Here is a 20,312-nt window from a genome sequence, read left to right on the forward strand (position 1 = left end):
GACTCAGGTGGTGGAACCGTCCCCGCGCAGGCGCGCCAGGACGCCGTGCGGCACGTCCTCCTGGAGCAGCTGGAACATCCGGTGGTCGCGCCACTCCCCCGCGATGTGCAGGTAGCGCGGGGCGAGACCGAACTCCTCGAAGCCGAGCTTCTCCACGACGCGCAGGCTGGCGGCGTTCTCGGGACGGATCGAGATCTCGATCCGGTGCAGGCCGGCCTTGGTGAACAGGTGGTCGCACACGAGCGCGACCGCGGTGGGCGTGACACCGCGACCGGCGTGGCTGCGTGCCACCCAGTAGCCGATGCTGGCCCACAGCGCCGAGCCGCGCGTGATGCCGCTCACGGTGACCTGCCCGACCATGTCGCCGGCCCACGTCACGGCGAAGGGCATCGCGGAGCCCTCACGGGCGCGGCGGCGCAGCGTGGCGATCGTCGCACCGTAGGACTCGGGCGCGTTGCCCTCGCCGCGCGGCAGCGTGGCCTCCCACTGGACGAGCCAGTCGGCGTTCTCCGAGCGCAGCCGCGCCCACGTGGAGGCGTCGCGACGCACCAGCGGACGGACGCCGACGAGACCGTCCGACAGCGTGGCCGGCCACCCGCGTGCCATCAGAAGTTGCGGTCCAGCACGAGGGTGCGGACGGTGTCGCCCAGGTGCAGCGCGCTCTCGTCCTCGCCCACCACGATCAGGGCGTTGGCCTTCGCGAGCGTGCCCACGAGGTGGGGTCCGGCGTGCGGCAAGGGGGTGACCTTCGCTCCGCGGTGCGTGACCTCGAAGAACGCCGGGCGGTACTCGCGCACGCCGGTGTCGGACGTGAGGTCCTCGGCCAGGACGGCGTGCACCTGCGGGCGGCGGTAGGGCGTGCGGCCCAGCATGCGGCGGATCGCCGGCACCACGAAGACCTCGAAGCCGACGTACGCCGACACCGGGTCGCCCGGCAGCGTGATGACGGGGGTCTGCTCGTCGAAGACGCGCCCGAAGCCGTGGGTGCGGCCCGGGTGCAGCGCGACGTCGGAGAAGGTGACCTCGCCGACCTCGGTGAGCGTGCGCTTCACGAGGGCGCGCTCGTCGCCCGTGATGCCGCCGGTGGTGATGACGAGGTCGGCACGCACGAGCTGGTCGGACAGCACGCGCTTGAAGTGCGCGGGATCGTCGTCGACGACGCCGACGCGGTAGGCGATCGCGCCGAGGTCGCGCACGGCCGCGGCCAGCATCGAGGAGTTCGCGTCGTGGACGGAGTCGGCGTCGAGGTGGGCGCCGGGCTCGCGCAGCTCGCGGCCCGTGGACATCACGACGACGCGCGGACGCGGACGGGCGCGCACGCGGTCGCGGCCGATCGCGGCCAGCAGGCCGATCTCGCGCGGACCGAGCACGGCCCCCTCGGGCAGCGCGACGGCACCGCGCGAGAGGTCGCCGGCGGCGTGCCGCACGCCCGACCCGGCCAGCACGGCGCGGCCGATGGCCACCTTCGTCCGGCCGCCGTCGGTGGAGTCGGCGGGGACGACGGCGTCGGCGCCGCGCGGCAGCGGCGCGCCGGCCATGATCCGCACGCACGAGCCGCCACTGATGGCGAAGGGCTTGCCCAGGCCGGGGACGATCTCGGCGACGACCGGGAGCTCGACGGGCTCGCCCGGGCGGGCCCCGACGACGTCGGTGGCGTTGACGGCGTAGCCGTCGACCGCGGCCGCGGAGAATCGCGGCAGGTCGTCGTCGCTGAGGACGTCCTCGTGGAGGGTCAGGCCCAGCGACTCGACGACGGGCTGGTCGTAGGCCGCGAGGGGTCCGACGCCCCGCAGGATGGTCTCGAGGTGGTCCTCGACCGTCAGGCGGCCGGGGGCGACGCTGACGGGACGCGTCCGCGGAGGCAGTTGTCCTGACGACATGCGTGCCAGCCTAACGGCCGTTCCGCGCTAGATCCCGGACAGCACCGTTCCGGAGGCCACGTGGCGCGGTCGGCCCTCGTCCTCGAGGACCACGTCGCCGCGCACCACGACGCCCTCGCCGAAGCTCCAGTCCCCGCGCACCGTGAGCGACGAGGCGTACAGCAGGCCGACCGAGAACGGCAGTCGCTTGTCGAACTCGCCGATGGCCTTGAAGTAGCGCTTGTCGAGGTCGACCGACGGGACGTCGTCCACGCGGGCGCGCATCTGGTAGTCGGGGCCCACGTCGTAGACGTCGGAGCGCAGCAGCAGCAGGTCGTCGGTGGTCTTCACCGGCAGGAAGCGCGCGCGGTCGACCTCGATCGCCGTGGCGCCCTCGAACACCGAGATCGCCGCGCCCATCGCGGACTCGATCTGGATCACCTCGGGGCTGTCGGGATCGGTGGGGTCGACGTTCTTCTGGTTGCGGATGAGCGGCAGGTCGAGGACGCCCTGCGCGCGGTCCAGCTCGGCACGCAGCGCGTGGAGGTCGAACCAGAGGTTGTTCGTGTGGAAGTAGCGGTGAACCGACAGGTCGGCCGCGGCCTCGCGGTCCTCAGGGGCGATCTGCGCTGTCTCGCGCAGGATGAGGCGGCCGTCGGAGCGGCGCACCACGAGGTGACCGCCCTTGACGTCGGCCGGCGTGCGGCGGCAGACCTCGGCCGCGTACGGCGCCCCGGTCTCGGCGAACCACGCCATCATCGCCGGGTCGGGCACGGCGCCGAGGTTGTCGGCGTTGGAGATCGAGGCGTACCGGTAGCCGGCCTCGATCAGCTGGTCGAGCACGCCCGAGGCGTCGAGGGCGGTGTAGAGGTCGGCGTGGCCCGGCGGGCACCACTCGAGCGACGGATCGTCGGGCCACTCGACGGGCGCGAGGGTCTCGGCGTCGAGGCGGGGCTCGCGGTTCTGCAGGAAGTCGAGCGGGAGGTCGCCGACCTTCAGCTCGGGGTAGTGCGACAGGGCCTCGAGGGTGTCGTCGCGCGTGCGGAAGCTGTTCATGAACAGCAGCGGCAGGTCGACCCCGAGGGTGGAGCGCACGTGCCACACCTGGTCGACGATGAGGTCGAGGAAGCTCAGGCGGTGCTTGATCGGCAGCAGCGACTTCGCCTGCTGCATGCCCATCGTGGTGCCGAGGCCGCCGTTGAGCTTGATGACCACCGTCTCGGCGGCGGCTCGGCGCAGCGTCTCGGTGTCGTAGTCGAGCGAGTGGATGCTCGCGACGTCCTCGAGCGGCTCGACCTCGGACTCGGGGATGAGCCCGGACGCACCCTCCTCGAGCTGGTGGTAGAACGCCGTGAAGACGTCGATCGCCTGCTCGGGCAGCCCGACCGAGCGCATCTTGTCCTGTGCGGCTGCCAGTGCGTTCATCGGCCCTAGGCTAGCGCCATGTCGGCGTCCGTGACGGGTGAGAAGACGAACCTCCGTCGGCTGCTGGCCGCACGTCGGCGCGATCGCACGACCGCGGAGCGGACCGGAGCCGCCGAGGCGATCGCCCTGCACGCCACCGCGCTGCCCGCCCTGGTGCGTGCGCGGCGGGTGGCGGCGTACCTCTCGCTGCCGAGCGAGCCGGGCACCGAGCCGCTGATCGACCTGCTGGCGGGACGCGGCGTGGAGGTGCTGGTGCCGCTCGGCCGGCCCGACCGCTCGATGGACTGGGTCGTCCACGAGCTCGGCTCGGTGGCCGTGGGGGCGCTCGGCGTGCCCGAGCCCACCGGTCCGCCGCTCGGCGCCGGCGCGCTGGCCACGTGCGACGTCGCGCTCGTGCCCGGGCTCGCGGTGGACCACGCCGGCAACCGGCTCGGCCGGGGCGCGGGCTACTACGACCGCGCCCTCGCGGACTTCCCCGGCGTCGTGTGCGCCGTCGTGTTCGACGACGAGCTCCTCGAGCACGTGCCGCACGAGCCGCACGACCACCCGGTCGACCTCGTGCTCACGCCCGCGGGCGTCTTTCGTCCCTCCCGGGACCGAGATCTGTAGCGGTCTCCACCGTTCTCGGGCGGTTCCGGCCGAAAAAGGGTGGCTACCGCTACAGATCTCGCCCGCCGGAGGCGGGAACGGTCAGGAGACGGCGACGATCGGGAGGCGGTAGGCCGCGGGGGCCTGGTCGGGGACGACGGGGTTCTTCGGCAGGATCGGCTCGATGCGGCGGTAGGCCTGGCCCAGCGCCGGACGCTGGTCGGCCTCGCCCTTGTTGGGCCACATCGCCACGGCCCGCTCGGCCTGCGCCGTGATCGTGAGCGAGGGGTTCACGCCGAGGTTGGCGCTGATCGCCGAGCCGTCGATGACGTGCAGGCCCTCGTGCCCGTAGAGCCGCTGGTAGGGGTCGATGACGCCGGTCTCGGGCGAGTCGCCGATCGCGCAGCCGCCGAGGAAGTGCGCCGTCATGGGAATGCCGATCGGCTCGGTGACGATGCCGCCCGGGACGCCGTCCATGTAGTCGGCCATCTCGGTCACCGCGCGGTGCGCCTCGGGGATGTGGGTGGGGTTCGGCTCGCCCGATCCCTGCTTGGTCGTCATCTTGCGACCGCCGAACAGCCGGCGCTTCGTGTAGGTCGTGATCGAGTTGTCGCGCGCCTGCATCACCAGCGCGATGACGGTGCGCTCGGACCAGTGGAACGCGTCGTAGAGCTTCGGCAGCCGCGGCGCGATCCGCACGATGTTCTTCAGCACCGTGAGCACGCTCGGCTTGCCCTGGCCGCTGCCGTCGGTGGACAGCACCATCTGGACGAACATCATCACGTTGGAGCCCTTCCCGTATCGGACGGGCTCGATGTGGGTGGTGTCGTTGGGGTGGATCGACGACGTGATCGCCACGCCGCGCGTGTAGTCGACGTCGCGGTTCATCGCGACCGAGCCCATGAGGGCCTCGGAGTTGGTGCGGGTCAGCAGGCCGAGGCGCTTCGAGACGTGCGGCAGGCTGCCGCCGTCGCGCAGCTGGTGCAGCAGTCGCTGCGTGCCTAGCGAGGCGGCCGAGAAGATGACCTGCTCGGCTCGGATCACGGGGTTCTTGCCACGCCACTTCCGGGTGGATCGCGAGTGCACCTCGTAGCCGCCGGCGGCCGGGCGCACGTCGACCACGGTGGTGAGGTCGCGGACCTCGGCCCCGGCCTGCTCGGCCAGGTAGAGGTAGTTCTTGACGAGCGTGTTCTTGGCGTTGTGTCGGCAGCCCGACATGCACTCGCCGCAGTTGATGCAGGTGCGGCGGTCGGGTCCGACGCCGCCGAAGTACGGGTCGCCGACGTCGCGGCCCTCCTCCTCGCCGAACAGCACGCCGACGGGCGCGAAGTGGAAGCTGTCGCCGTAGCCGAGCCGCTCGGCGGTGGTCTTCACGACCGTGTCGGCGGGGCTCATCTCGGTGACCGGGTTGACGCCGAGCATGCGCTTGGCCTGGTCGTAGTACGGCGCGAGCTCGCTCTTCCAGTCGGTGATGTGGCTCCAGGCCGGGTCCTCGTAGAACGGGTCGAGCGGCTCGTAGAGCGTGTTGGCGTAGACCAGCGAGCCACCGCCGACGCCCGCGCCGGCGAGCACGAGCGAGTTGCGCAGCAGGTTGATCCGCTGGATGCCGTAGCAGCCGAGCCGCGGGGCCCACAGGTACTCGCGCAGGTGCCAGGAGTTCTTCGCGAACTCGTGGTCGGCGAAGCGGCGGCCGGCCTCGAGCACGAGGACCTTGTAGCCCTTCTCGGTCAGCCGCAGCGCCGAGACGCTGCCGCCGAACCCCGATCCGATGATGACGACGTCGTAGTCCTGCTCGGTCATGGTCGTTCCTCTCTCAGGCTCGGGTGGTGAGTCGGCGCAGCAGGCCGAGGCCGACGGTCAGCAGGGAGCCGAACGTCCGCCTCGACAGGAAGGCGGGTCCGCTGACGGGCATCAGCCGCTGCACGCCGATCGACTGGGTCTCGGTGAACCGCAGCAGGCCCTCGGCGCCCTGGCGGCGTCCGGTGCCGGACTCCTTCATGCCGCCCATGGGCGCGCCGATGCTGCCGAACGTGGCGGCGAAGCCCTCGTTGACGTTGACCGTGCCCGCGCGGAGCCGCTCGGCCACCTTGCGGGCGCGGCGCGTGGGTCCCCACACGCTGGCGTTGAGGCCGTAGACCGTGCTGTTCGCGGCCTGCACCGCCTCGCCCACGCTGCGGTACGGGTAGAGCGAGACGAGCGGACCGAACGTCTCCTCGGCGAAGCACAGCGCCGCCGGGGGCACGTCCTCCAGGACCGTGGGCTCGTGGAACCACGGGGCGATGTCGGGACGGGCCCGGCCGCCGGACACGAGGGTGGCACCGTGGTCGAGCGCGTCGGCGACGTGCTTCTCGATCGTGGCCAGCTGGGCGGGCGAGACGAGCGTGCCCATCTCGACCTCCCAGTCGGCGTTCGCGCCGTAGGCCAGGTGCGACAGGCGCTCGGCCAGTGCGTCGCGATAGCGCGGGTAGATCGACTCGTGCACGTAGATGCGCTCGATCGAGACGCACAGCTGGCCGGCCGAGCTGAAGGCCGCCGTGACCGTGCCCTCGACCGCCTTCTCGACGTCGGCGCCGGGCAGCACGATCATCGGGTTCTTGCCGCCGAGCTCGAGCGAGCAGCCGATGAGCCGCTCGGAGCACTGGGCGGCGATGCGCTTGCCGGTGGCGGTGGAGCCCGTGAAGCAGATGTAGTCGGCGTTCGCGATGATCGCCGAGCCGATGACCGAACCGGCGCCGCTGACGACCTGCCACAGGTCCTTCGGGAAGCCCGCGCGGTGCATCAGCTCGATGATCGCCAGGGCGGTGAGCGGCGCTTGGCTGTCGGGCTTGTGCACCACGGCGTTGCCGGCGGCGACGGCGGCGAGGCCGTCGACGAGCGCCATCGACAACGGGTAGTTCCACGGCGTGATGAGGCCGACGACGCCCTTCGGCCGCTGGTGCTGGCGCACGCTCGTGAGCCCGGGGTAGACGCCGCCCCGGCGGTGCGGGCCGAGGATGCGCGCCAGGCGACGGCCGTAGTAGCGGCCGGTCAGCGCGGTGTGCAGCACCTCGTCGAAGGCGTGCGCGCGCGCCTTGCCCGACTCCAGCTGCACGAGGTCGAGCAGCTCGTCCTGGTGCTTCAGGACGAGGTCGTGCAGCCGCAGCAGCGCCTTCTTCCGGCGGCGCAGCGAGGTGCGCGCCCAGGTCAGCTGGGCGACGCGAGCGGCAGCGAAGGCGTCGAGGACGTCCTGGTCGGTGGAGACCGGGATGGTGGCCACGTCGGCTCCGCTCAGGGGCGACACGGTGGTACGGGTCTCGGTGCCCGTCGCCCGGATCAGGCGGGTGAGCTGGGCGGCGCGCTCGGGCGCGACTGTGATCTGGGCGACATCAGGCATGGACAGGACGATACCGAAGAAATCCGACATGTGACACCACGACTGTCACATCCCGTCACCGCGGGTTACAGCAAGGCGGGGTCGTCCAGCCGCTTGGCGAAGCAGAGCGACTCGGGCACCTGGTCGTACGGCTCGTAGATCTCGATCGGCTCGTAGCCCGAGCGCGTGTAGAGGGCGATCGCGGCTCGCTGCCGCTCCCCCGTGTGCAGCACGACGCGGTCGGTGACCGCACGGGCGCGGTCCTCGATCGCCGCGAGCATCCGCGCCGCGAGGCCCGTGCCGCGCGTCTCGGGCAGCAGGAACATCCGCTTGATCTCCACGAGGTCGCGCAGGCGGCGCAGGCTGACCGTGCCGACCGGCCGGTCGCCGTCGAGCGCGAGCAGGCACGCGAGCACGGACTCCGGGGTGACGTCCTCGGCCCCGACGGAGTGCCGGGGCGTGCCGTACAGCTCGCCCATCTCGGCGCCCATCCGAGCGCGCAGGTCGAGCACGCGGGGGTCGAGGAAGTCGACCTCGACGATCTCGGCGGTCATCGCCGCACCACCGGGCCGGGCTCGCGCACGTCGGCCAGCATCGTGTGGGCCGCACGCGTGGCCTTGAGCAGCGGCCGGTCGAGCGTGGCGATCGCGAGGCCCTCGGTCTCCTCGACCGAGGCGAGGACGCGGCCCTCGGGGTCGTAGACCGCGCTGCCGCCGTCGAACTCCGCGCCCGCGACCGAGCCGCTCAGGCCGCTGACGACCGCGTACATGCCGTTCTCGACCGCACGGGCGCGGTAGTAGACCTCGCGCCGGTGGGCGCTGCCGGCGAAGTACGCCACCGACGCGGCGTAGACCTCGGCGCCGGCAAGGGCTACCGCGCGGGCGTGCTCGGGGAAGCAGCCGTCGTAGCAGATGGACAGGCCGACGGCCCAGCCCCGGACGTCGATGATGACGCTCTCGGAGCCGGGGACGACGTGCTGACCCTCGTCGCCGCAGGGGTTCTGCTTGTCGTAGACGCGGCGAGCGGCCGGGTCGTCGCCGAGCCCGAACGCGAGCGTGGAGATCGTGAACCCGTCGGGCCCGTCGAGGCACGCGCCCACCAGTACGACCGTGCCCGCGGCAGCCGCCGCGTCGGCGATCGGCTGCAGGCGCGGATCCGACTCGCCCACCACGATCGGCGGCAGGCGATAGCCGCCGAGGAACAGCTCGGGCATCACCAGCAGGTCGGCTCCGCCGGCCTGCTGCACCGCGCGGACGACGGTGGCGATGTCGGTCTCGACGTCGCCGGCCGAGGCGAACTGGCCGGCCGCGACGGTGAGCGTCACCCGAGGACGACCTCGATGCGCTGGAACTCCTTGAGGTCCGTGTAGCCGGTGGTGGCCATCGCGCGGCGCAGGGCGCCGACGAGGTTCATCGTGCCGTCGGGCACGTGCGAGGGACCGAAGAGCACCTGCTCGAGCGAGCCGACGGTGCCGATCTCGACGCGCTCGCCGCGCGGCAGGTCGCCGTGCCAGGCCTCGGCACCCCAGTGGAAGCCGCTGCCGGGGGCGTCCGTGGCGCGCGCGAACGGCGAGCCGATCATCACGGCGTCGGCGCCGCAGGCGAAGGCCTTGGCGAGGTCGCCGCTGCGGCCGATCGAGCCGTCGGCGATGACGTGCACGTAGCGGCCACCCGACTCGTCGAGGTAGTCGCGGCGCGCCGCGGCGACGTCGGACACGGCCGAGGCCATCGGCACCGCGACGCCCAGCACGCTGCGCGTGGTGTGGGTGGCGCCGCCGCCGAAGCCGACCAGCACGCCGGCCGCGCCGGTGCGCATGAGGTGCAGGGCCGCCTGGTGGGTGGCGCAGCCGCCCACGATCACCGGCACGTCGAGCTCGTAGATGAACTCCTTGAGGTTCAGCGGCTCGGCGTTGCCCGAGACGTGCTCGGCCGAGACGGTGGTGCCGCGGATGACGAACAGGTCGACGCCTGCCTTCACGACCGCGTCGGCGAACTGCTTCGTGTGGCCCGGCGAGAGCGAGCCCGCGACGGTCACGCCCGCGTCGCGGATCTCCTGGAGGCGCGCGGTGATCAGCTCGGCCTTGATGGGCTCGCTGTAGATCTGCTGCAGGCGCGGAGTGACCTGCGCGGGCTCGATGCGCGCGATCTCCTCCAGCAGCGGGCGCGGGTCCTCGTAGCGGGTCCACAGGCCCTCGAGGTTCAGCACGCCGAGGCCGCCGAACTTGCCCAGCGCGATCGCGGTCTCGGGGCTCATCACCGAGTCCATCGGAGCGGCGACGATCGGCAGGTCGAAGCGGTACGCGTCGATCTGCCAGTGCGTCGACACCTCCTGCGGGTCGCGCGTGCGGCGACTCGGCACGATGGCGATGTCGTCGAAGTGGTACCCCTGCCGGCCGCGCTTGGCCAGTCCGATGTCGATGCTCACGCGCCCAGCCTATCGGGCCGCGATGACGTCAGAGGATCGTGTAGTTCGGCGCCTCGACCGTCATCTGGATGTCGTGCGGGTGGCTCTCCTTGAGGCCGGCCGCGGTGATCCGGACGAAGCGGCCGCGGTCGCGCAGCTCGGGGATGGTGCGCGAGCCGACGTAGAACATCGACTGGTGCAGGCCACCGACGAGCTGGTGCGCCACGGTGGACAGCGGGCCGCGGTAGGCGACGCGTCCCTCGATGCCCTCGGGGACGATCTTGTCGTCGCTGGTGACGTCGGCCTGGAAGTAGCGGTCCTTGGAGTAGGACTTCTTGCCGCGCGAGGCCATCGCGCCGACCGAGCCCATGCCGCGGTAGGTCTTGTACTGCTTGCCCGCGACGAAGATCAGCTCGCCCGGGCTCTCCTCGCAGCCGGCCAGCAGGGAGCCGACCATCACGCTCTCGGCGCCCGCGACGAGCGCCTTGGCGATGTCGCCGGAGTACTGCAGGCCGCCGTCGGCGATGACCGGGACGCCGGCCGGGGCCGCGGCCAGCGTGGCCTCGTAGACGGCCGAGATCTGGGGCACGCCGACGCCCGCGACGACGCGCGTGGTGCAGATCGAGCCGGGTCCGACGCCCACCTTCACCGCGTCGACGCCGGCGTCGACGAGCGCCTGGGCGCCCTCGCGGGTGGCGACGTTGCCGCCGATGATCTGGACGCCGTCGAAGGCCGAGTCGGCCTTGAGCTTGCGCACCATGTCGAGCAGGGCGCGGGCGTGGCCGTGGGCGGTGTCGACGACGAGCACGTCGACGCCGGCCTCCATGAGGCGGCTCGCGCGGTCGTAGGAGTCGCCGAAGAAGCCGACCGCGGCACCGACGAGCAGGCGACCCTCGGCGTCCTTGCTGGCCATCGGGAACTGCTCGGACTTCACGAAGTCCTTGACGGTGATGAGGCCGGCGAGCTTGCCCTGCTCGTCGACGATCGGCAGGCGCTCGCGCTTGTGCTGGCGCAGCAGCGCGGAGGCGTCCTCGCGGCTGATGCCGACGGGCCCGGTGATCAGCGGCATGTGGGTCATGACGTCGTGGACGAGCGTGGTGGCCCACTCGGCGACGGGCGTGAAGCGCAGGTCGCGGTTGGTGACGATGCCCAGCAGCGTGTTGTCCTCATCGACGACCGGCAGGCCCGAGACGCGGTACTCGCCGCAGCGCTCGTCGAGCTCCTCGAGGGTGGCCTTCGGGCCGATCGTGACGGGGTTGGGGATGATGCCCGTCTGGGTGCGCTTGACGAGGTCGACCTGATAGGCCTGGTCCTCGATCGAGAGGTTGCGGTGCAGGATGCCGATGCCGCCCTCGCGCGCCATGGCGATCGCCATGCGCGACTCGGTGACGGTGTCCATCGCGCTCGACAGCAGCGGGATCCGCAGCGAGATGTCACGCGTCAGCCGGGTCGTGGTGTCGACCTCGCTGGGGATGACGTCGGTCTCGCCCGGGAGCAGCAGGACGTCGTCGTACGTGAGGCCGAGAGGAGCGAACTTGTCGGGGATGCCCACCATGGCGCGAGTCTACCCGCGCCCCGACGCCGTCCCGAGGCCGCGGGATGTGATCCGCGTCGTCAGTGCAGGCTCGTCGCGGGGCTGACCTGGAGCATCTCGTCGACCGACGAGAACTTCACGCGCGGACGGCCCTCGCGGCGGCCCGCCTTCTCCTCGGCCTTCTCGATCGCGAGCATGCGGCGACGGCCCACGACGCCGTCGACGCGGGTGCGCACGAACGGTCCGAAGGTGAGCCTGCGGCGCGGCGCCGGCGGGATGAGCCCGGCGTTCGCGTCGGCGATGATCGACTGGATCGTCTCGTGGGCGCACGTGCGGTTGGTGCCGATGCCGCCCGTGGCGCCGCGCTTGATCCAGCCGACGACGTAGGTGCCCGGCACGGGCCGACCCGTGTCGGGGTCGATCACGCGACCGTGCTCGTTCGGGACCGTGGCGGTCTCCTCGTCGAACGGCAGATCGGGCACGGGAGTGCCGCGGTGGCCGGTGGCGCGGATCAGCGTGCCGCACGGCACCTTCACGGCCTGCTCGGCGACGCCCGACGGCGCCATCTGCACGGCCTCGACGCGGTCGTCGCCCTCGATCGAGACGACCTGGCGGCCGAACGCGAAGACGAGGCGACGGCGCTCGCCGGGCGGCGTGGTGAGGTCGACGTCGACCAGCGGCAGCGCGGCCAGGACCGCGGCGTTGGTCTCGGGCTCGGCGTCCTCCAGCTCAGTCACGGTGAACTCGTCGCGGGCGACCACGACGTCGATGCCCGGCGGCATCATCAGCAGCTCGGGCCGGGTGAACGCCGCGACCGACGGCCCGCGCCGGCCGAGCAGGACCACCTCGCGGACGTCGAGCCCGCGGAAGGCCTGCACGGCGTGGTCGGGCATGTCGGTGCGCGCCAGCACGTCGGGGTCGTGCAGCAGCAGCCGGGCCAGGTCGAGCGCCACGTTGCCGTTGCCCACGATCACGACGCGGTCACCCTGGAGCACCACGCCGGTGGGCTCGACGTCGAGCGCGCCGTTGTACCAGCCGACGACCTCGGGCGCGGGGTAGACGCCGGGCAGGTCCTCCCCCGGCACCCCCAGCTCGCGGTCGCGGCGCGCGCCGACGCCGTAGATCACGACGTCGTGGTGGCGCAGCACGTCGCGGTGGGAGATGTCGCGGCCGACCTCGACGTTCATCACCATCGAGGTGCGCGGGTGCTTGTAGGCCCACTGGAACAGGTCGGCGAACTTCTTGGTGTCGACGTGGTCGGGAGCCACCCCGCCGCGCACGAGACCGCCCGGCACGGGGAGCCGGTCGATCATCGTGATGCGCGCGTCGGTGGACAGCAGCAGCTGACGCGCAGTGTAGGCCGCGGCCGGACCCGTGCCGACGATCGCGATCGACAGCGAGCGCTCGAGGTCGCCGCCCATCTCCTCCCACGTGTGGACCTTCGGCTCCTCGCGCTCGGGGCGCCGCTCGAAGTACGCGGCGTTGAGCTCGGCGAAGATCGTCTCGGGGCCGCGCAGCAGGTCGATCGGCTTCGGCGCCGCCACCGGGCAGGCGTCGGCGCAGGCGCCGCAGTCGATGCAGACGCTCGGGTCGACGTAGACGATGTCGGTCGTCGCGAAGTCGCGCTCGTCGGGGGTGGGATGGATGCAGTCCACGGGGCAGACCGAGACGCACGAGGCGTCCTTGCAGCAGGACTGGGTGATCGCGTAGGCCACGGCGGGTGCTTTCGGTTCGGGTCGGCGTGGCCGTCAGAGCATGTGGACGGTGCGGTACATCCGCATGGCGGACGGGGTCAGCAGGCCCACCTCGGACAGGAAGTCCATGAGGTGCACGCAGCTCATCCGCATGAGGTTCTGGTGGTGGGTGTTGGACTTCGCCGCCGCCTTCGCCTCCTCGGGATCGAGGCCGGCGTTGGCGTAGACGTCGTCGTTGACCAGCGAGTCGACGATGATCGCGGCCACGATCGAGATGACGAACGCGGCCAGGTGCCGGCGCGGCTTGGAGATCCCCTCGAGGTACTCCTTGATCTCCATGCGCGCGAACTTCATGTGGCGCGCCTCCTCGACCACGTGGATCTTGCTCGTGGTGCGCACCTCCTCGAGGACGTTCTCGCCGCGCATCCAGTCGCGCTGCATGATGTCGAGGACCTCCTCGGCCACGAGGATCGAGGAGTACGCCATCTCGCCGGTGGCGGTGGTGCGGAAGACGCGGGCCAGCTCGTGGAAGAGACGGCGCGGGCGGTAGTGCGGGACGCCCATCTTGCTGCAGGTCTTGCTGAACATCAGCGAGTGGCGGCACTCGTCGGCGATCTCGGTGAGGGCGAAGCGGAACTCGGGGTCGCCGTAGTCGGCCGAGTACTGCGAGCGCAGCACCATCGACTGGAGCATCGTCTCGAACCAGATGCCGGTGCTCATGATCGAGCCGACCTCGTGGCGGGTGAGGTCGATCCGCTGCTGCTCGGTCATCCGGTCCCACAGCGGCGTGCCGTAGAGCGTGGACCACTCGGGGTTGAGGCCGTACTTGTGCGGGTCGAGCGGCTTGTCCCAGTCGATCTCCTGGTCGGGGTCGTACGACAGGACGGCGGCGGACTCGAGCAGTCGCTCCAGCTCGGAGTCCATGTCGATGGACTGGCGGAACTCGACGGCGGCGCGATCGTCGGTGACGGTCATGCGATCTCCTCGGTCATCGGTATGTGACATTGTGAATGTAACATAGACTGTGAGACGCGTCACCACCTTTTCGGAGCCGTCCCGGATCCCCGGTCCGCACGCCGGGGATGCGACGCCGCGCCACACCGTATTGGGCTGCGCGCGGACGACGATTGGGCCCATGCTGTTGTGCATGCCCAAACGGACGCCGACCGCTCACACCGCCGAGGTCGCCAGCTCGTTCGCCCAGTGGCTGCGCCGCCGCCGCGAGCAGGCCGGCATGACCCAGGAGGAGCTCGCGCACCGCGCGGGACTGAGCCGCAACCAGGTGCAGAACCTGGAGAACAACCGCAACAACAACGCCACCGGCCGCTCCTCGGCCAACCCGAGCCTGGACACGATCCTGGCCCTCGAGGCGGCCTTCGGACTGGAGCTGGGCGACCTGCTGGTGGACGTGCGGCGGTTCATGGAGTCGTCCGACCGCTGACCCTCACGCGCTCGACCTCGGACACGATCCGGTCGAACACGTCGGCCGCGTGCTGCAGTGCCGCGGCGAACGCACGCCCCTCCCCCGCCGACGCCGCATAGGCCTCGGCCCCGTAGGCCAGCTCGATCCGGTCGCCGGGCAGCGCGCCGTGCAGGATGGCCACCCAGGCCCCACCGGGCACCGGGAACACACGGGCGTGCTGCTCGTCCTCTGCCGTCTCGCCGGAGCGGTGGTCGGTGCACCACCACGGGCAGGTGGTCGATGGCGTCGTCATGGGGCAGTCCTATCAACGGGTGCGGACACCGGGTCGAACCCTAGGTTATTGGGCCCGACGGACACTGTCGTCCCTCGTCTCACGAGCGGCTCCGGCCCGTCCCGCCGTCACCGCACGACGCAGGCCCCGGGCGGGTGCCCGGGGCCTGCGTCGTGACGGTGTCGGTCAGTGGTGGTGACCGGCGTGCGCGTCGTCCTCGTCGGCCGGCTTGTCCACCACGAGGGTCTCGGTGGTGAGCAGCATGGCCGCGATCGAGGCCGCGTTGGCGAGCGCCGAGCGCGTGACCTTGACCGGGTCGAGGATGCCTTGCGCGAGCAGGTCGCCGTACTCGCCCGTGGCCGCGTTGTAGCCTTCGCCCGACTCGCGGACCTTGGCCACGACGACCTCGCCGGAGACGCCGCCGTTGCGGGCGATCCACTCCAGCGGGGCGTCCGCGCCCTTGCGGACGATGCGAGCACCGATGGCCTCGTCGCCCGAGAGCTCGAGGTCCTGGTCGAGCACGCCGACCGCGTGGACCAGCGCCGAGCCACCGCCGGGGACGATGCCCTCCTCGATGGCCGCGCGGGTCGCCGACACGGCGTCCTCGATGCGGTGCTTCTTCTCCTTGAGCTCGACCTCGGTGGCCGCGCCGACGCGGATGACGCAGACGCCACCGGCCAGCTTGGCGAGACGCTCCTGGAGCTTCTCGCGGTCCCACTCGGAGTCGGTCTGCTCGAACTCGGCCTTGATCTGGGCCACGCGGCCCTCGACCTCGGCCTGCTCGCCGCCGCCGTCGATGATCGTCGTGTCGTCCTTGGTGACGACGACGCGACGGGCGGTGCCGAGGACCTCGAGGCCGACCTGGTCGAGCTTGAGGCCGACGTCGGGCGTCACGACGGTCGCGCCGGTGAGGGTCGCGATGTCCTGCAGCATGGCCTTGCGGCGATCGCCGAACGCGGGCGCCTTGACGGCCACGGACGTGAACGTGCCGCGGATCTTGTTCACCACGATCGTGGACAGGGCCTCGCCCTCGATGTCCTCGGCGATGATGAACAGGGCCTTGCCGGACTGGACGACCTTCTCCAGCAGCGGCAGGAGGTCGGACACGGCCGAGATCTTGCCCTGGTTGACGAGGATGTAGGGATCGTCGAGGACGGCCTCCATGCGCTCGGTGTCGGTGACCATGTACGGCGACAGGTAGCCCTTGTCGAACTGCATGCCCTCGGTGAACTCGAGGTCGGTGCCCATGGTGTTGGACTCCTCGACGGTGATGACACCGTCCTTGCCGACCTTGTCGAACGCCTCGGCGATGAGCTCGCCGATGACCGCGTCACGGCTGGAGACCGTGGCGACGGCGGACATGTCCGAGACCGAGTCGACGGCGCGAGCGCGCGAGTGCAGCTCGTTCGTGACGGCCTCGACGGCCGCCTCGATGCCCTTCTTGAGGCCGACCGGGTTGGCGCCGGCCGCGACGGCGCGCAGGCCCTCGTGGACCATCGCCTGGGCCAGGACCGTGGCGGTCGTGGTGCCGTCACCGGCGACGTCGTTGGTCTTGGTGGCGACTTCCTTGGCGAGCTGGGCGCCGAGGTTCTCGAAGGGGTCGTCGAGCTCGACCTCACGCGCGACGGACACGCCGTCGTTCGTGATCGTGGGGGCGCCCCACTTCTTGTCGAGGACGACGTAGCGGCCCTTGGGGCCGAGGGTCACCTTGACGGTGTCGGCGAGCTTGTCGACACCGCGTTCGAGGGCGCGGCGTGCGTCCTCGTCGAATTCCAGAATCTTGGGCACGAGTGCTCCCTAACGGTTGGCTTGGGTGGACTCAGGCGATGACGGCGAGGACGTCGCGGGCGTTGAGGATGAGGAACTCCTCGCCGCCGTGCTTGACCTCGGTGCCGCCGTACTTGCTGAAGAGCACCTTGTCGCCGACGGCCACGTCGACGGGGATGCGCTCGCCGCTGTCGCTGACGCGACCGGGGCCCACGGCCACGACCTCGCCCTCCTGCGGCTTCTCCTTGGCGGTGTCGGGGATGACGAGACCCGACGCGGTGGTCTGCTCGGCCTCTCCGGCCTTGATGACGATGCGATCTTCGAGCGGCTTGATGGTGACCGACACTGGTCGACCTCCCCTTTCGATGAGAGACGTTCGGTTGGCACTCACTCGTTGGGAGTGCCAGTCGTCAGCGTAGCACCGGCTGGCACTCGTCCCAACAGAGTGCTAGGTCCGAAGCCGGGGCACGCGGTGGCAGACTCGGGCGCGTGGACGCCCAGACCTTCGCCACCCTGACCACGCCGGCCGGGCAGGCGCTGCTGGCCGAGGTGGCCGCCTGCGCCGGGCGCGAGTCCGACCTCGCCCTGGGCACCCGCCTGCGTCGCGACCACCCGGTGGAGCTGGTGGCCGCGGCCGTCACCCAGAACCACCTGCGCGGCCGGGCCGTCGCGAAGTTCGGCGCGGACGCCGCCCACCTCTACTACACGCACGACGCGCTCGAGCAGTCCACGAGGCGGACCGTCGCCGACCACCGCGCCACGCGGCTGGTCGCCCTCGGCGCCACCCGGGTCGTGGATCTCGGCTGCGGCATCGGCGGCGACCTCATCGCCTGCGCCCGCGCCGGACTGGCCGTGCGCGGCGTCGAGCAGGACGAGGTGCGCGCCGCGATCGCCCGCGCGAACCTCGCCGCCCTCGGACTGGAGGGCACGGTCGAGGTCGGCGACGCGACGACCACCACCGTCGCAGCCGACGAGGTGGCCTTCGTCGACCCGGCCCGTCGCGACGGCGCGGGACGCACGTTCCGGCTGGACGCCCTCGTGCCGCCCTGGGACTTCGTCACGGGGCTGCTCGCCGGGCGGGCCGTCGCGAAGGTGATGCCGGGCATCGCGCACGACGCGGTGCCGCCGGGCGTGCAGGCCGAATGGGTGTCCCACGGTGGCGACCTCGTCGAGGCGTGCCTGTGGGCCGCCGGTCTCGGGGCGCCCGAGGGCCGGGTCGCCACGGTCCTCCCGGCCGGGGTGAGCCTCGTGGCGCGCGGCACGCCGGCCACGGTCGGGCCTCTGCTGTCGCATCTCGTCGAGCCCGACGACGCCGTGATCCGGGCCGGGCTCGTGGCCGAGCTCGCCGAGGACCTCGCCGGTCACCTGCTCGACCCCCACATCGCCTGGATCACCACCGAGCCCCCCGACGCCGCACCACTCGGCCGCGCGTTCCGGGTCCTCGAGGAGCTGCCCTACCGCGAGAAGCAGCTGCGTGCGGCGCTGCGCGAGCGCGACATCGGCACCCTCACGGTGAAGAAGCGCGGCGTCGACGTCGTGCCCGAGCGCCTCGTCGCCCGCCTCAAGCTGTCGGGTTCGCGCACCGCGACCGTCGTGCTGACCCGCGTCGCCGGGGAGGCCCGCGCCTTCCTCGTCGAGCGGCAGCCCTGAGCGTGACGTTCCGGGGGCAGCACCCGGATCCGACCCCGGGAACGTCACTGCCAGCGATGCCCCGGGCACGGTAGCGTCGGGCCATGACCCGCCGAGTCGACCTCAACGTGGACCTCGGCGAGGACCGCGCTCGCTGGGAGTCCGGTGAGGACGTGTGGCTGCTGGGGCTCGTCACCAGCGCCAACGTCTGCTGCGGCGCCTACGCCGGTGACGACGACCTGATCCGCGCCACGTGCGAGGCGGCCGTCGCGCACGACGTCGCGATCGGCGCGCAGGTCGGCTACCGCGACCGCGAGGGCTTCGGCCGGCGCGAGGTCGACCTGGCTCCCCGCGACCTCGTGGACGAGGTGCGTCACCAGCTGGACCACCTCGCCGAGCTGGCCGACGCCGCCGGAGGGGTCGTCACCTACCTCAAGCCGCACGGCGCGCTCTACCACCGGATCGCGCGCGACCCGCACCAGGCGGAGGCGGTCGTCGAGGCCCTCCTCGCCGACGGGAATCCGCTGCCGCTCGTCGGGATGCCGGGGTCGATCGCGCTCGAGATGGCCGAGGACGCCGGGATCCGCGTCGTGCACGAGGGGTTCGCCGACCGCGCCTACACGGCCGAGGGTGGCCTCGTGCCGCGCGACCAGCCGGGCGCCGTGCTCACGGACCCGGACGAGGCGGCCCGTCAGGCGCTGTCGCTCGCCGAGTCGGTCGACTCGCTGTGCGTGCACAGTGACAGCCCCGAGGCCGAGGCCCTGCTGCGCCGGGTGCGCGAGGTGCTGGCCGCGCACGACGTGGCGATCGAGGCCTTCGGCTGAAGATGAGGATCCTGCCCTGCGGCGATCGCGCCGTGCTGCTCGACTGCGCCGACGCGGCCGAGGCGCGGCGCTGGCACGCCGCCCTGCGCGAGCACGGTGCGACCCTCGGCGCCACCACCGTGCTGCTGCGGGGACGCCCGGCCGACCTGCGGTCGCTCGTCGGCGCCACCGAGCCCGCCGACCTGACCGACGTCGTGGGCCGCGAGGTGGAGGTCCCGGTCGTCTACGACGGCCCGGACCTCGACGTGGTCGCGCGGCACTGCGGGCTCGAGCCGGACGAGGTCGTGCGCCGCCACGTCGCCTCGCGGTGGACCGTGGCGTTCGCCGGCTTCGCGCCCGGCTTCGCCTACCTGTCCGGCGGCGACCCGCGACTCGAGGTGCCGCGGCTGGAGCGGCCTCGGCCCCGCGTGGAGGCCGGATCGGTGGGGCTCGCCGGGCGGTTCAGCGGCGTCTACCCGCGCCCCTCCCCCGCCGGCTGGCGACTGATCGGTCGCACCGACGCGCCGCTGTGGGACCTCGCCCGCGACGACCCGGCGCTGCTGCACCCCGGCGACCTCGTGCGGTTCGTGGAGGTGGCGCGATGAGCGAGCGCCAGCGAGCGAGCCATTCCACACCACGAATCGCGACACCGACCTACCTTCGCTCTTCCGAGGCGGTGGCGCGATGAGTCTGCGGGTGCTGGAGCCGGGTGCGCTGAGCCTGGTGCAGGATCTCGGGCGGCCTGGGCTCGGCGACCTGGGCGTGGGCCCGTCCGGCGCCTTCGACCGGCGGGCGCTGCGCGAGGCCAACCACCTGGTGGGCAACCCGGAGGGTGCGGCGATCGTCGAGGCGCTCGGCGGCGGGCTCGCCCTCGTCGCGACCGCGGCGCACGTCGTCGCGGTGACGGGAGCCGCCGGGCCACTGACGGTGGACGGCACTCCGGTGAACTCCGGACGGGTGCTCGCGCTGCGCCGCGGCCAGGTGCTGCGACTGGGTGTTCCTGAGCTGGGGCTGCGGTGGACCGTGGCGGTCGGCGGCGGGATCACCGTGCCTCCGGTGCTCGGCAGCCGCAGCACCGACACCCTCGCCGCCCTGGGACCTGCGCCGCTGTCCTCGGGGGCCGAGCTGAGGGTCGGGGTGCTGGCGGACGCGGTCTCGCTCGAGGCCTACCCGGCGGCGCTCGCCTCGGGCGAGGTCACCGTGCGCGTCGTGCTCGGGCCGCGGGACGACTGGTTCACGCCGGCCGCCGTCGCGGACCTGCTGTCGAGTCCGTGGCGGGTCGACCCCGTCTCGGACCGGATCGGGGTACGGCTCGACGGACCGGCGCTGGAGCGCGCCCGCGACGGGGAGCTCGAGAGCGAGCCGGTCCTGCGCGGCAGCATCCAGGTGACGACCTCGGGGCGACCGGTGGTGCTGGGCCCGGACCATCCCGTGACCGGCGGCTACCCGGTCATCGGCGTCGTGGTGGACCCCGACACCGACCTGCTGGCGCAGGTGCGCCCGGGCGACGTGGTCCGCTTCCGGCGCCACCGCGCCTGACGCCCTCCCCGTCCCGCCGAGTGGC

The 20,312-nt window shown here is 72.1% G+C and carries 20 protein-coding genes; 6 read left to right on the top strand and 14 right to left on the bottom strand.

The features are described 5' to 3' along the window. Positions 1–3 precede the first annotated feature (3 nt). Genes ACGWYL_RS02630 through ACGWYL_RS02640 form a run of 3 tightly spaced genes read right to left on the bottom strand, consistent with a single transcriptional unit; the run spans position 4 to position 3,284 of the window. Positions 4–606, bottom strand: a complete 603-nt coding sequence (locus ACGWYL_RS02630; RefSeq protein WP_179423034.1) for a GNAT family N-acetyltransferase — start codon at positions 604–606, stop codon at positions 4–6. After that, positions 606–1,880 (bottom strand): gephyrin-like molybdotransferase Glp, encoded by a 1,275-nt coding sequence (gene glp / locus ACGWYL_RS02635; RefSeq protein ID WP_179423032.1) that lies wholly within the window; start codon positions 1,878–1,880, stop codon positions 606–608. The genes ACGWYL_RS02630 and glp overlap by 1 nt, the downstream gene beginning before the upstream one ends. A 27-nt stretch (positions 1,881–1,907) precedes the next feature. Then, positions 1,908–3,284 carry a UTP--glucose-1-phosphate uridylyltransferase gene (locus ACGWYL_RS02640; RefSeq protein WP_179423030.1) on the bottom strand — a complete coding sequence of 459 codons (1,377 nt, stop codon included), beginning with the start codon at positions 3,282–3,284 and terminating at the stop codon, positions 1,908–1,910. An 18-nt stretch (positions 3,285–3,302) separates the two neighbouring features. Between ACGWYL_RS02640 and ACGWYL_RS02645 the strand changes: the two genes are divergently transcribed. After that, on the top strand, positions 3,303–3,893 hold the full coding sequence (locus ACGWYL_RS02645; protein WP_179423028.1) for a 5-formyltetrahydrofolate cyclo-ligase: 591 nt from the start codon (positions 3,303–3,305) through the stop codon (positions 3,891–3,893). Between the two features lie 81 nt (positions 3,894–3,974). Here ACGWYL_RS02645 and ACGWYL_RS02650 read toward each other — a convergent pair whose 3' ends face one another. The 8 genes from ACGWYL_RS02650 to ACGWYL_RS02685 form a co-directional block, all read right to left on the bottom strand. After that, complete coding sequence (locus tag ACGWYL_RS02650) at positions 3,975–5,672, bottom strand: FAD-dependent oxidoreductase (protein ID WP_395486358.1); 1,698 nt, start codon at positions 5,670–5,672, stop codon at positions 3,975–3,977. A gap of 13 nt (positions 5,673–5,685) precedes the next feature. Then, positions 5,686–7,245, bottom strand: a complete 1,560-nt coding sequence (locus ACGWYL_RS02655) for a succinic semialdehyde dehydrogenase (RefSeq protein WP_395486359.1) — start codon at positions 7,243–7,245, stop codon at positions 5,686–5,688. A gap of 65 nt (positions 7,246–7,310) precedes the next feature. Then, positions 7,311–7,778, bottom strand: coding sequence for a GNAT family N-acetyltransferase (locus ACGWYL_RS02660; protein ID WP_395486360.1), 468 nt, complete (start codon positions 7,776–7,778; stop codon positions 7,311–7,313). Next, positions 7,775–8,548, bottom strand: coding sequence for a carbon-nitrogen hydrolase family protein (locus ACGWYL_RS02665; protein ID WP_395486361.1), 774 nt, complete (start codon positions 8,546–8,548; stop codon positions 7,775–7,777). The genes ACGWYL_RS02660 and ACGWYL_RS02665 overlap by 4 nt, the downstream gene beginning before the upstream one ends. Beyond that, positions 8,545–9,642 (bottom strand): GuaB3 family IMP dehydrogenase-related protein, encoded by a 1,098-nt coding sequence (locus ACGWYL_RS02670; RefSeq protein ID WP_269307067.1) that lies wholly within the window; start codon positions 9,640–9,642, stop codon positions 8,545–8,547. The genes ACGWYL_RS02665 and ACGWYL_RS02670 overlap by 4 nt, the downstream gene beginning before the upstream one ends. Positions 9,643–9,676: 34 nt before the next feature. Then, the gene (gene guaB / locus ACGWYL_RS02675) at positions 9,677–11,182 is read right to left on the bottom strand and encodes an IMP dehydrogenase (protein ID WP_179423016.1); all 1,506 of its coding nucleotides are present in this window, start codon (positions 11,180–11,182) and stop codon (positions 9,677–9,679) included. Between the two features lie 59 nt (positions 11,183–11,241). Then, on the bottom strand, positions 11,242–12,876 hold the full coding sequence (locus ACGWYL_RS02680) for a 4Fe-4S binding protein (RefSeq protein WP_395486362.1): 1,635 nt from the start codon (positions 12,874–12,876) through the stop codon (positions 11,242–11,244). A 33-nt stretch (positions 12,877–12,909) separates the two neighbouring features. Beyond that, on the bottom strand, positions 12,910–13,830 hold the full coding sequence (locus ACGWYL_RS02685) for a diiron oxygenase (protein WP_179423012.1): 921 nt from the start codon (positions 13,828–13,830) through the stop codon (positions 12,910–12,912). Between the two features lie 172 nt (positions 13,831–14,002). Here ACGWYL_RS02685 and ACGWYL_RS02690 point away from each other — a divergent pair, with 172 nt between their 5' ends. After that, on the top strand, positions 14,003–14,296 hold the full coding sequence (locus tag ACGWYL_RS02690; protein WP_218845703.1) for a helix-turn-helix transcriptional regulator: 294 nt from the start codon (positions 14,003–14,005) through the stop codon (positions 14,294–14,296). Here the strand turns inward: ACGWYL_RS02690 and ACGWYL_RS02695 are convergent. From ACGWYL_RS02695 to groES, 3 genes are all read right to left on the bottom strand, one after another. Further along, a complete protein-coding gene (locus ACGWYL_RS02695; RefSeq protein ID WP_179423008.1) occupies positions 14,274–14,570 on the bottom strand; it encodes a hypothetical protein in 297 nt (98 codons plus the stop codon). The genes ACGWYL_RS02690 and ACGWYL_RS02695 overlap by 23 nt on opposite strands. Before the next feature lie 165 nt (positions 14,571–14,735). Continuing rightward, positions 14,736–16,337 carry a chaperonin GroEL gene (groL, locus tag ACGWYL_RS02700; RefSeq protein WP_179423006.1) on the bottom strand — a complete coding sequence of 534 codons (1,602 nt, stop codon included), beginning with the start codon at positions 16,335–16,337 and terminating at the stop codon, positions 14,736–14,738. Positions 16,338–16,368: 31 nt separating this feature from the next. Next, on the bottom strand, positions 16,369–16,662 hold the full coding sequence (gene groES / locus ACGWYL_RS02705) for a co-chaperone GroES (RefSeq protein ID WP_078698994.1): 294 nt from the start codon (positions 16,660–16,662) through the stop codon (positions 16,369–16,371). A 143-nt stretch (positions 16,663–16,805) separates the two neighbouring features. Here groES and ACGWYL_RS02710 point away from each other — a divergent pair, with 143 nt between their 5' ends. From ACGWYL_RS02710 to ACGWYL_RS02725, 4 genes are all read left to right on the top strand, one after another. Next, positions 16,806–17,966 (top strand): SAM-dependent methyltransferase, encoded by a 1,161-nt coding sequence (locus ACGWYL_RS02710; protein WP_395486363.1) that lies wholly within the window; start codon positions 16,806–16,808, stop codon positions 17,964–17,966. 83 nt (positions 17,967–18,049) lie between these two features. Beyond that, on the top strand, positions 18,050–18,769 hold the full coding sequence (locus ACGWYL_RS02715) for a LamB/YcsF family protein (protein ID WP_395486364.1): 720 nt from the start codon (positions 18,050–18,052) through the stop codon (positions 18,767–18,769). A gap of 2 nt (positions 18,770–18,771) precedes the next feature. Next, a complete protein-coding gene (locus tag ACGWYL_RS02720) occupies positions 18,772–19,353 on the top strand; it encodes an allophanate hydrolase subunit 1 (protein ID WP_395486365.1) in 582 nt (193 codons plus the stop codon). A gap of 79 nt (positions 19,354–19,432) precedes the next feature. Continuing rightward, a complete protein-coding gene (locus ACGWYL_RS02725; RefSeq protein WP_395486366.1) occupies positions 19,433–20,287 on the top strand; it encodes a biotin-dependent carboxyltransferase family protein in 855 nt (284 codons plus the stop codon). Positions 20,288–20,312: the final 25 nt, after the last annotated feature.

Source organism: Aeromicrobium sp. JJY06 (assembly GCF_044069275.1).
GTDB classification, from domain to species: Bacteria; Actinomycetota; Actinomycetes; order Propionibacteriales; family Nocardioidaceae; genus Aeromicrobium; species Aeromicrobium tamlense.